This window comes from Acinetobacter sp. MD2(2019) (genome assembly GCF_035615615.1).
Classification (GTDB): Bacteria; Pseudomonadota; Gammaproteobacteria; order Pseudomonadales; family Moraxellaceae; genus Acinetobacter.
This window is the reverse complement of the sequence record NZ_VTDU01000035.1, coordinates 1-12,837: the sequence shown is the minus strand read 5'-3', so window position 1 is coordinate 12,837 and position 12,837 is coordinate 1. Positions and strand designations below refer to the sequence as shown.

The 12,837-nt window shown below is 41.0% G+C and carries 4 protein-coding genes, 1 pseudogene and 1 other annotated feature; of the genes and pseudogenes, 3 read left to right on the top strand and 2 right to left on the bottom strand.

All coding sequences use genetic code 11. From position 1 onward, the window contains the following. A partial coding sequence (locus I2F62_RS12440) for a hemagglutinin repeat-containing protein (protein ID WP_324627314.1) occupies positions 1-6,820 on the bottom strand: 6,820 nt, incomplete at its 3' end. A gap of 150 nt (positions 6,821-6,970) precedes the next feature. Further along, positions 6,971-8,686: a ShlB/FhaC/HecB family hemolysin secretion/activation protein gene (locus I2F62_RS12435; RefSeq protein WP_324627313.1), complete on the bottom strand. Its 1,716-nt coding sequence runs from the start codon at positions 8,684-8,686 to the stop codon at positions 6,971-6,973. A gap of 419 nt (positions 8,687-9,105) precedes the next feature. Between I2F62_RS12435 and I2F62_RS12430 the strand changes: the two genes are divergently transcribed. The 3 genes and pseudogenes from I2F62_RS12430 to I2F62_RS12420 all read left to right on the top strand — a co-directional run bounded on the left by I2F62_RS12430 (position 9,106) and on the right by I2F62_RS12420 (position 12,210). Then, positions 9,106-10,020, top strand: a complete 915-nt coding sequence (locus I2F62_RS12430; protein WP_324627312.1) for a hypothetical protein — start codon at positions 9,106-9,108, stop codon at positions 10,018-10,020. A gap of 110 nt (positions 10,021-10,130) precedes the next feature. Continuing rightward, positions 10,131-11,364, top strand: a pseudogene (locus I2F62_RS12425) (IS3 family transposase). Further along, positions 10,406-10,522: a sequence feature (AL1L pseudoknot), on the top strand. It overlaps the preceding pseudogene by 117 nt. 94 nt (positions 11,365-11,458) lie before the next feature. Then, positions 11,459-12,210 (top strand): IS5 family transposase gene (locus tag I2F62_RS12420; protein WP_324627311.1). Its coding sequence is split into 2 segments (ribosomal slippage): positions 11,459-11,789 and positions 11,789-12,210, totalling 753 coding nucleotides; the frame shifts between segments, so codons are not numbered across the junction. The last annotated feature ends 627 nt before the right edge of the window (positions 12,211-12,837 follow it).

The following is a 12,837-nucleotide window of genomic DNA, read 5'->3' as shown; positions in this document are numbered from 1 at the left end:
AATTCTCTGCACTTTGACGGAAATTTTCGGGAATATCCTTCTGCTCTTTTACAATCTCTGCTCGTCCACGCTCCGTCAATAAACGATGATCTACCGTTACACTGCCATTGAGCATACCTGTGGTCTGGTCTCTGGTGATTTCTTGAGTATTATTAATGTTGCGGTTGGTGCCTGTTGCAGCGTTTGTAACCGTACCTTGCCCCATCGTGGCTTTGGTCAGTTGCTCTGTTTCTTGCCCAGTACTGTTTAATCCAATTGTGGTCGAGCCTTTTGGTGCAGTCGATGCTGCTTTTGATCCTTTTTGTGGAACCCCGATATTAGTCGATACGTTAAAGCCACTACTCTTGTTGTAATTATGGTCTTGTAAATCTTTAAGTTCTAAATTACCTGTATAGTTTAAGTTTTTGTGGTCGGTAAGGGTTTCATCTGCATTCTTGGTCGCATTGGCAATCACACCGCCGATATTAGTGACATTTTTAACGCCCATTGCATCTAAATTGGCATCGTGGTTTCCATCGCCTATCAATAGTTTACTAGTATTATTAACCCATGCGCTGTCACTGCTGCCTTTGCTTTGGTTGTAACTAGCTGTGACATTTGCACTACCACTACCATATCCGCCCCCTAAGCTTCCGCCTCGGCTACTGTTACTGCTACTCGAAGTATCTTGTAGACTTTCAACATGGATATTATTGACTTGTAGATTACCCCGATCTTGTATGGTCACTTCGCCGCCTTTGATGTTAAGGCTGTTTAAGCTTCCTTCGGTTTTATTCAAAGTCACTTCGCTGTTAACGTGAGTTAGGCTATTACTTTCTGATTTACTCGTCTGTTTACCAATCGATGCACTGCCACCGCCACCATAGGTATAGCTCACGCTCTGGCTATTGGTTTTACTGTTACTACTTTGGCTATTGTGCTCAGTTCCTGCGGTGATATTCAGGTCTTTGGTACCATCAAAGCTGGTGGTGCCTGTTGCGGTTAAGCGGCTCCCTTGGATATTGGCATTTTGTCCTTCTGATTTTAAGGTCAGATTGTTTAAGTCAAACGTACTTCCTTGCCACTGGCCTTGTGCCGTCGTGGAGGTGCTTGTGGTCTCTATTCGCTCTCCATTGGCACCAATCGTGAAACCATAGGTCGCAGTACTTGCCGCTGCACTTGCCGCCGCCGCACCAACGGCAATTTCAGCTGTTGCTAAATTAATTGTTGCCATCGCTAAATTGGCTTTACTATCATCTAATGCATCTTTGGTAATTTTTCCTGCGGCATAGTCTTTTTGGGCTTGACTATAGTCTTTTTTAGCATTGTTTAAGGCTTTGGTCGCATCTTTAAGTGCAATGATTGCCAATGCTGCATCAAGATAGGCGTTCCGTACTCCAACTTCACTCGTCACTGTTTTGGTGTGGGTTTTTTCTTCAGTGACGGTTTTATTTTCATAGCCACCAATATTAAGTTCACCCCGTCCATGATCTAGTACGGTATCACCTGTGGCTTTGACATTTTGACCAAGGATGTCTATTCCTTCTGCACCCTGTATGTTTAGGTTCTCTGTGTTGATCTGTCCTGATTTATGCGTGGTGGTAGTCGTGGTGGTACTCTGTGTTGTGTCTTCACTTTTGAAGCCACCTAGGCGTAAGCTGTCTTTGTTGAGCTTAACACCTAGGCCCTGTATAGTTTCTTCGCCTTGACTGCTGCTATGTTTGCTTTGTTCTTCTGCTGCATTCAATGTAACTTTTTGACCCGATAAGCTGATATTTTTAGCATTCAGGTCACTACTGGTGAGTGTGGTTTGCCCAGTTGAACCCACCGCAATGTTATTAGCTTGAAGTGAAGTACCTTGTTGTTGAGTTTGCTCTGTGCGTTCAGCCTTACTTTCTCCCACTTTAACTGGATCTTTAAAGCCTAAACCCACAGCACCAATGGTGATGCCTTTAACAAGTTCTTTTGCAATACCACGATAACCTTTTTGTTGTTCATCCCACTGTTCATCTTTGGTGGCAAGTGTAGACAAGGTAACGTTCTCAGGCATAAGTGAGCCATCTGCGGCTTTTAGGCTGCCATCCGCCTGACGTTGCATCAGGGTATTTCCCACATAGATGCTATTGCCTGCCTGTACATCGTTGGCCTGTAGTTCTATGTTTTTAGCGGCATTAATGTCGACACTATTCCCTGCTTTCAAACTAGTTTGTGCTACTTTTTGATTAATATAACCTGACTGGCGATTGCTATAGGTCGCAATGCCTTTCTTAGATGATTCTAAACTTTCTCTTTTATCATCAAGTGCAGATAGTAGTGCGATATTGCCTTTTTCAGCCTGTATCTGGATATTATTATCCGCTGCAGCTTGTAAATGAGTGGCCTGAATATCCCCACTTTGGCTATGAATAACAATATTGCCTTTAGCTTGTATATTATTAGCTAGCGACTGATTTGATGAGAACTGATTCTTAATTTTGGTTGTTGATCCAAATGCACCTTGCTCCTGTGTTTGCATTGCAGATTCATTTGTTTGATGACCATTGCTGATCTCTATATTTTTTCCAGCATCTACCACCACATTGCCTTTGCTGCTATTTAGTGTCCCTGCTGTGATTTCAGTGTTGGCACCACTTTTGAGCTGAATGTCACCCTGAGCTTGGATCTGTGTCCCTACATCTTTGCTAGAAGCATGCATGACATAATCATCGCGACCTGCCGAGCTTAAATCTTTACGACTGACATTCACCGTAGAGAGTTTAAGGCGGTCACCCGCCTGAATAGCAACACTTCCTTGGCTGCTCACATCAGAAGCTTGCAGTGTAATATCATGCTTGGCTTGGGCAATTAATTTCCCCTCTTGCCCTGTCACATACAATCCAGCTTTTCGACTTAAATTCTCAGCGGTAAATTCACTACTGCCTTGTTTATTTTCAGTCTTCATGGTTGTGCTGGCGATATTAATATTATTTCCAGCATCTAAGACCAGCGTTTTCTCTGCAGCTATGGTTCCACCGATATTCTGAATATCATGTTTGGCTTGAACATAGACGTCCTGACCTTGTATGAGCCCTCCAACGTTATTGATGTTGTTGCTCGTTAAGTTCACAAGCTGTCGTCCAGCAATCGTCGCAGTATTATTTAAGTTACCATTTAGCTGCATATTTACCGTGTTGGCAGCAATTAATGTCCCTTGTCCATTCAAATCTCCCGTTTGAACAAGAGCATAGACTTTCGGCACTAAAACAGATACTTTTTGACCATCGGCCAAGGTAACATTCTGTGTGACCAGCCACACGATATCACTGGTTAAACGTGCAATTTGTGCCTCAGATAATTCAATCCCCGGTGTCAGCTTCATCGTCTTGGCAGCACTGACCCCAGCATCCATTAATGCTTTATATTGTGCTTCTTGGTTACTGTAACCCTCTAAGTAAACCTTACCGGTCAATTGTGCGATTTGGTCGCTAATCAATCGTTGTTCGTAGTAGCCATCGCCAAGGCGTTTATGCATATTGGCGGGATCAGCGTTCAACTGCCCTAGCATATAATCACTGCCCAACCACTTTTTATATTGGGTAAATGCACTATTGGTTTCAATCAATGGGGCATTATTATTGTCTTTATTCACACTAAATAAAGATTGTGTCGGCAAGCTTAAGTCAGGGGTCGTGGTGCGAATTTCTGTCTGGGTTTTATCATCGACATTTTGTGTTTGAACATGCTGAATTTGGGCTGAATTTATTGCACCTGTGTAATGTTCATCTTTTTTAACCACGCCTAAATCAATCGGGATCACGACATCAGCAGGGTTATAGGGCTTAGCACTATTCCATTTACTTTTATGATGGCTGTGTAGCTTATTCCACCCCACATAATGATATCTTGATGTCCCGTTTTGAATTAAACGATGCTCGCCTGTTGCATCTACATTTTCGATATCGTTTTGTTCAATCGTAATGCCTTGTGCAGCAAGGATCTGACTCTTATCATTAACTAAATTTTTACCATCTAATGTGAGGTTTCCACCCGATATAATGTACGCTGGTGCACTTGAATCGACTGAAGTTTGTTTTTCATATTGGGTATATTTGTATCGCGTATAATCTTCGTATTGATGCCCATCGAGATAAACAGTCTCTTGCCCGCCCCAACCCGTGACATGTGAGCTATCTAATATGTCATTACTCCCATTACCTTGGTAAGCGGTGATTTTTTTTCTGCTATTTTCTACTTCTTTTAAACTTGCACTAAAATGTAAATTGCGATTGGTGAGTGTATCGGTACTGATCGACATATCACCGGCTGATTGAATGCGCGCACTCGCATTATCAACCAATTGCGCTGAACCTTCTGCAAGGTTGTTTGCGTTAAGCTGTCCACCTATCGCCAATTGTCCTTCACTTGAAATTAACGATTGTTCTTTGTTTTCAAGGTTCGAAACGCCTATGTCTAATCGATTACGGGCCGCAATACTTGCTGATGTTGTGCCAGCGGTATCTTGTTGTTCAATGTTATGTAATTCTTGGGCCTGCAAAGCAATATGATTACCATAAATTTGCCCTGTACCTTGGTTAATGATTTGCTGTCCCGCAACCAATCGGGTCAATCCATTACTGTTGATTAGTCCGGTATTTTCAATATGATGCTGGGTGGAGAGATCAACGCCTTGATTCGCTTGTATCACTGCATTGGCATTATTTTTGATTTGTTGTGCCGTAATACTCAGTTGATTACCTGCTTCAAGATGATTGTTGTTCAGCACCGTGTTGGCATTCACAATATTTAAATTTTGTCCTGCCTGTATTGCACCATCAACCATTAATCCATCTTGTTGCTTTAAGCTGAGATTGCGATTAGCCATCAAGGATGACCCATCTGTATGCAATAAGGCTTTAGATTGTAGTTGAAGATCACCTGCTGATAAAATCTTGCCAGATTCGGTGTTATCAATCTTCAGGGTATTTTGCTGAGCATCGTGAATCGTGAGTGCGTCCTGTGCACTGAGTTGTCCTGTACGGTTATCAAGCTGCTGTGCAATCTGCATCTCTAACTGCTGTGCTTGAATTAAACCACTACGGTTATCCAGCTGATTCGCTCGAATCATTGCAGTGTTACTGTAAATCTGACCCTTCTGATTATTCAGGTTTTGACTATGGCTTTGTATATCTTGACTACGGATCAGCCCTTGATTATTCAGCCAATCCCCTTGTGTTGAAAGTCGATTTAAATTTAATGTTCCCGCATTATCTAAGCTTTGGGTGACATCTAAATCCACCCCACCATTGGCGGTGATTTTTCCTGCATCATTTTGAATACTGTCGGCTTTAATATTGCCTTGTGCCAAGTTATTGGCAATCGCTGTTGTGGCCTCACTGGTACTTCCGCCACCAGTTGCTGTGCTTGGCGCCGAGGTATTGGCGCTGGTTCCTGTTTGCCCTGTGCCAGTACTTGTACCGCCTGAACCGCTTGTACTGTCCAGTTCGGTATAACCGATCAAGCCTTTATTGGTATTGGTTAATGTTTTTGCTTGAATGCTTAAGTCTTGTAAACCTGTTTGTACAATATTGCCAGATTGGTTATTCAATTGCTGGGTTTCAATATCCAAACGCCCAGCATTGATATCCCCTTGGTTTTGTAAGCTATCTTGGTTTCGAATGTTGAGTTCTGCTGATGTCGCAATTAAACCGGTATTGGTTAAGCTGCGACTTTGTATGTTTTGCTGACCAAGACTGGAAATACTCCCACTGTTATTGACGTTTTGTGCTTGAATGTTGAGTGTTGCTTGGTTCGGTTGGGTTTTGTCCTGTGCAACGATAGCACCGGTATTGTTGAGTTGACCATCGGCGCTAATGTGGATGTTCCCTGCTGAAGCAAAGACTTGACCCGCATTATTGATTCCAATGCCTTTTTCTGTACTGATCAGGCTGATTTTACCGGCATACATCCCACCTAAGCTGCCTGTATCAATGGCAAATTGTGGGGTATTGGTGCTGTTTGTACTTGGTTGTGCGGTTATCTTTTGATTCGCATCAATATCATTTTGTCCCGTGACAACTTGTAGGTCTTTGGCCCATACACCTGCATTGATTTGGGCTGCGCGGCTAAGTAACTGGGTATAGTCGGCTTGACTGGTATCTAAGCCTTTTCCTGTAATGTTAATCACACCATCACGAATTTGGAAACCCGTCACTTGTCCATTATTGAGCAATGGATTACCTGTACTAAGTGTGACGCGACTGGCATTGATAAAGCCACCACCATCCACACTGATCCCAGCTTGATTGGCAATGATCACATCGGCACGACGACCACCCACCTCAACATAACCATTCAAATGGCTTGGATGACTGCTATTCACCTGATTGACGATGACTTTGGCTTCACCACCTGCAAGCCAAGGGTTGCCTTGAATATAGCCGGCCAATTGGGTTTGGGTATTTTGACGGCTGTTATTTAAGATCACTCCCTTCTGATTCACATCAAACTGTTGATATTGGTTCATTGAAACCCCAGCTTGAGTTGGGGTTTGAATATTGACCTGTGTGGTGCCATTGGCTGCATTTACAATGATCGGACGCTGATTCCCTGCGACATTTGCATCGGCAACAATCCCCGCATGGACATACGTTGAACCACTAAAAGCCACTGCACCAGTCATGAACAGCATCGAGAACGAAAGAACCTTTAAAGCTAAACCAGTCGTCGTCTGCTCGACAGCGTCAATTTTGTTCGTCCCGACAGTACCATTGCTGCGTTGCCCTGCAACAGAAGCATTTTCAGCAACAGCAATCATCTCACCACGAGATTGACTAAAAATGGTTTTATAAAAGTTCTTGTTCATCACACGTACCTAAAAAAATTCACAACCCACATCCATGGCTTGAATTGCGATTTAAAATTAAAATTTGTTTAAAACTGGAGAATTTTTTGCCAATCATTGAGCTAAAGTCGTGAAAGCGATCGTCTACTTCCTCACTTTTAATGTTTCAGCCTAAAATGAATAACTCGTACTAAATCCGAAGTTCATATCATAGTTCTGAAAATAGTCTGGTTTTTTCAACGGTTTTCCTGCAAAAACATCATAGTAGAGATTACCCCCTACTTTTATTTGCCCACGAAACCCCATCGCAGCACCAACCAGCGTTTGCCCTAAGAGCCACTGTGCCGATGGGCCACCCACATGCCCGGCATCTAACGCCATATAGAATTGATGTGAGGGGTTAATGGCCAATGCGAGATCATTACGCCAATACCATCCACGCTCAGCAGACAAGGTTAAATCCCCATCAAAGCCACGTACGGTATAACGCCCACCAATCGCCAATCGATCTTGTGCACTCAAGGGGGTATCATTGTATTGACCATGCAACGCACTAGAATAATTTAAACTTTGTGTACCAAGTTGGAATGGGACTTGAAGATTGGCATCGACAGTCCAGATCTTCATACGCGATGTGCCTTCACCTACGGATTCTTCAGGTACAGGCTGAGCATCTAAAGCACCTGTGCCTCGTTTATAGCCCAAGCCTAAATCCAGCGTTGCATTTTTAATATATTCACGATGATCAAGGTTCAATTGCCAACCCGCCACCTCTCGTCGTTGTACTGTCAATTCAGCATCATCAATATAGTTATTCGACTGGGTATGCCAACCTTTGACCGTTACTGAGGTTTTACGCTTCGCATCACGATACAATAAGCGAGTTAATCCAATATCTTGAGACTTAGTTTCGCCACTATAGTCATAGACATTGTTGGTTCCAGCAACGGCTTGATGATACTGATATTGGCTGGCGTTGCTACTGATGAGCCAATTTTTATAGGGAACTGAATAATGAAGGGCATAGTTTGTGGTTCGACCTTTGACACGGTGATCATTTTGGTCAGTAATTTCACTTTGATCGGCTAAGTTACGTCCGAGTGTGATATAGAAAAGATCACTTCTAAACAGTGGGTTATCTAAAGAAATGGTGACATTGCCCTGATATTTTCCTGTTTGTCGACTGCCCGCATCATCGGCACTCAAGGTGAGCCGTACAGGAACTGTGCGTTGTCGCCATTTAACAATAACATCACTTTGATTGGGTGCATCTGCCGGAACAATTTGAATATCGGCTTCAACGGTCGGAACACGTTTTAAATTCTCAAGGCCTTGCTCTAGCGCTCTTAGATTTAAAATATCTCCTGCTTTAATCGGAAAGATATTTTTTGCATACTGTATCCGACCTGCGTGGGTGCTTTGCTGATCGTTTAAATCTAGCTTAATCGCATGTACAAATCCCGGCACCACGGTTAAGTTTAAACTGCCCTTACTCAAGTCTTGAGCGGCAGCCAAAATACGCGTGGTGGTATAACCTTTACCAATAATAATGTTTTGGGTGCGTGTCATTAATAAATTAATGCGCTGCTCACCCATACACATGCCAGCACGAAAACCCAACTCTTCAACAGCTTGCTGCAAATAGACCCTAAACTTTTTGGCCTGTTCTCCGCTAATGTGAATGTTGTGAATATTAAAACATTGAGAATCGGTAATCTCACGAAGTTGGCTGACTGGTTTTTTTTGAGGGGTATCTAAATTGACGTCTTGTGTAGGATTTATAATTTTATTTAATTCAGCTTGACGCTGTTGGTTCTGAATCAGTCCATCGACCGCAGGATCAAAAGTCTCTGCAAAAGCCATTGGCGCAATGATTAAAACACTCACATACAGTGGTAATCTGACGAAAAATCCCTTTTTACAAATCATTAAACTAAATCACAATAACGATACATACTTTTCACTAATTTATCATTTTTAGACAACTCACTCAATTTAATTTTTAAATTACATTCACACAAATAATGACCAAATCACCAAATAAACTGATAAATATTTGTTTTTTACTAACGGCTAAAAAATCAATTTAGAATAACGATCACAAAGGGCAGAAACGCTTAATCGAGAGTTCAGAAAATTTTAATACGGATTAAAAATTTAATTCGTTTATTCTGAAGGCATGTTACGTAACTCCAATTGAACATCGCGACTCATATTGTCGCAGATCAAATAACCACTTATTTACTATGCTCCATCCATCAACGATAGTCTATTTTCACACACTCTATCGTGAGGAACAAATGGTGATGAACACTCCAAACCCTATAGCGCTTAATCAACAAGCAGAAGCTTTTTCAAAATACTTATCGCTGTTGTTTAAGTTAGGTACTTTTCTAGGTGCACTTTGCTTCACGCTGTACTGCCATAACCTGAATTACTTCCCAACAGGAGTAACCATCAGTGACAGCCTACTGTTTATTATTTTTGCTGGAAGCTTTTGTTTAATCTACGGTTTCATGATCGTGTGCTTATTATCACTGGGTGTATGCATTACTTATGTTTTGAAACCATTGTTTAAATTTATCCACAAATACTATAAACGGTATAAATTGAACAGAGGGGCGCTAGACGTTCCTGACCCTATTGAGTTTGTTAAACCTGAACTGATTCATGTTTTTTTAGCCGGTTTTGGCGTCCTATTCATTTATCTCATATACAAGTCTGATTCTGATCCGATTATTCTATTGAAGTTATTAGCAACTACATTTTTTCTTTCAGTTTTATGGTCAGGTTACCATGATAACCGTCTGTCAAAAATCAACTCTTCTCAAGAAGAGAATTCTCCTCCTGTTCCTCAACAACACGAGAATGCAAAAAAAACCAAATGGACATTATTGGCACTTATTTTTATTATCCCTCTGCTTTTCAGTGGTGTTTCAGGTAAAGTTTTGGAGGTAGGAATGCGGTTTTCTAATCTAAATATTGGGGTATCATCCGTATTAGTGAAGCCTCCTTATGATCAAGCTATTCCAAAAAAGTATAAGGATGAGCATACAGTCTATGCTGAAAAGGGATTCATCGCATTTAAAAACATTGATGTCAAGCTATCCGGTATAGGGCAAAAAACTGTTATTCAGTTTATGCCCTTAAAGGGAACAAAGCCCCAAAACTTAGCAATCCCAAATGATAGAATTATCATTCTTCCACCAGCATTACAATAAGTGTGATTCAATGCAGGTACCAAGCCTGCATTGAAATTTTAATTCAAACCTTGCACAGACTGAACCGTACCGGGCTTGTCGGAGACTCAATGTTCTGAGAAACTATTGCGATGAAAAAATCAAATTATCCCCCTGAAATCAGAGAACGAGCTGTTCGCTTAGTTCTAGAATCTGAAAAAGACTATCCCTCAAATTGGGCTGCAATCACTGCAATTGCGCCTAAAATTGGCTGTACACCTGAAACATTACGTGTCTGGTATCAGAAGCATCTTGATCTCCAAAATCCCACCAAAGTTCAGCAGATGTCTGATCAAGAACGTATCAAAAATATGGAACGTGAGATTAAAGAGTTGCAACGAGCAAATGAAATTCTTCGTAAAGCAGCCGCTTTTTTCGCCCAGGCGGAGCTCGACCGCCCACGCAAATAATGGTCGATTTCATTCACAACAATAAAATCAAATATGGTGTAGAAGTCGTCTGCACCATATTACCGATTACACCATCCACTTATTATCGCCATCTAGATTTGACTAAAAACCCCGATAAACGTTCTAAACGAGCTTTGCATGATGAGCATTATGCAGAAGAAATTAAACGAATATGGCGTGATAGTTCAGGTCGTTATGGCATTCGTAAAGTTTGGGAGCAATTGAAGAAAGAAGGCTACTCTATTGCACGTTGCCGTGTTGCTCGATTAATGCAAATGCTTGATATACAAGGTGTATGGCGTGGTAAGAATAAGCAAACCACACGTAGCCGTGATGATCAAAAACGTGCAGATGATTTGGTTAAACGTGATTTTACAGCACAACACCAGAACCTTGCGAAGCAGTGCTTCTCAGGGTGGCTGACTTCACCTATATTCAGACCCATTCAGGCTGGGTCTATACGGCATTTATCATTGACGCTTTCTCACGAGCAATCGTAGGTTGGAAAGTGTCAACACGTATGAATACGGATATGGTGCTCGATGCATTAGAGCAAGCATTACATGCTCGAGGCATGCCAAAGAATGTGATCCATCACTCCGACCGAGGCGTGCAATATTTGTCGATTCGCTATACCAATCGTCTAGAAGCAGTGAATGTAAAAGCTTCTGTCGGTACCACGGGTGATTCATACGATAATGCTTTGGCTGAAACAGTGAATGGTTTATATAAAATGGAGGTGATTGAATATTTGAAATCTGATTGGACAGGTCTATCTGATGTTGAACTAGCAACATTGAATTGGGTCGATTGGTTTAATAAAAAACGGCTACATAGTGCAATTGGATATGTATCACCATTTGAATATGAAACGATGTACTATGCTAAGATGAATCCGTTAGGTCAGGTGGCCTAACTTAGATAAACTGTCTCCGATAAATCCGGTACGGTTCAGTATTAGTGTCTGTTGAGAATTGATTCTATTTATTTAAAAAGCTTAAAATATTTAGATGGATAGATACATACTCACTGATTCCCAATGGGAAAAAATGTCACAACACTGTTTGGGTAAAAGCACAGATCGTGGACGTAGTGGCACCAATAACCGTTTATTTATTGAAGCAGTGCTATGGATTGCTCGCACAGGCAGTCCATGGCGAGACTTACCTCCAGAATTTGGTAAGTGGAATACTATTTTTAAACGATATCGTGATTGGGTAAGAGCAGGTGTATTTGAAAAAATCTTTGCAGCAGTCAATGATGATATTGATTTGGAATATGCCATGATTGATGGCACGATTGTAAGAGTTCATCGCCATGGTCAAGGTGCAAAAGGGGGACCTATAATCAAGCGATAGGCAAATCTCGTGGAGGAATGACCACTAAAATCTTAGCGTTGGTTGATGGTTTAGGGAACTTGATTAAATTTCGTTTAATGCCTGGGCAACAACATGACTCAGTTGAAGTTAAACCATTGATTGAAAATGTAGATTTCCAAGCTTTATTGGGAGATAAAGCTTTTGATGCCGATTGGTTACTTAAAGAGTTAAATGATAAGAACGTAACAGTGGTTATTCCACCCAAATCAAATCGGAAAGTTCAGCGTGACTTTGATAAAGAGATGTACAAATGGCGGCATCTGATCGAGAATTACTTTTGCAAATTAAAAGAATTTAAACGGATTGCGATGCGTAGTGATAAAACGGATAGTAGTTTCTCTGCAATGATTTCGCTCTGTGCAAGTGTAATTAACTCTAGGTAATTCTCAACAGACCCTAGTTTTAGGATTAAAAATAATTATATTCGGAATATCTTCTAAATAGTCCATCATCAAAATCATATGGTTTGTATAATTTTTTGACTCATCATCTGCAAATCTAACTATAATTCGTTTATCTATACTAGAAATTTCTCTAGCTAGATTTGTATTAGCATAAGTCGCTATTTCTAACGAATCATTAATCACTCGTAGGCCAGTTTCATAAAAAATTTAATCCACCAGCGCCCCCAAGAAAGAAGTAAATGTTTGCTCGAAGGGTCAAATGGATCCTCTTCATAACTAAGACTTAACCCCTCCGTCTTAGAAAAACACTTCTTTAACTCCTTTTCAAAAAATTCTAATGAAAAGTTATCTGAATTTTTACTCATTAAACAATATAGTGAAAAAGCCACAATTTATTTCTCCAAAAATCTAAATGACCAATATCAATAGGCGTAAACTTTCTTCGAACAGCATCATAAAGTTTAATTACCCCATCAGGGAATCCAAAAAATGGGTAAGGAATAAATTAATGAAAAATATAAACACGAAAAAAAGCCCTTGTTTATACAAGGGCTTTTTTAAATATTTGGCGGAAGCGGTGACAGTCACATCAACAATATAATTAAT

Coding starts and splice junctions, on each gene's coding strand:
- I2F62_RS12430 (WP_324627312.1), top strand. CDS start 9,106: ATGAACACTCCAAACCCTATAGCGCTTAATCAACAAGCAGAAGCTTTT.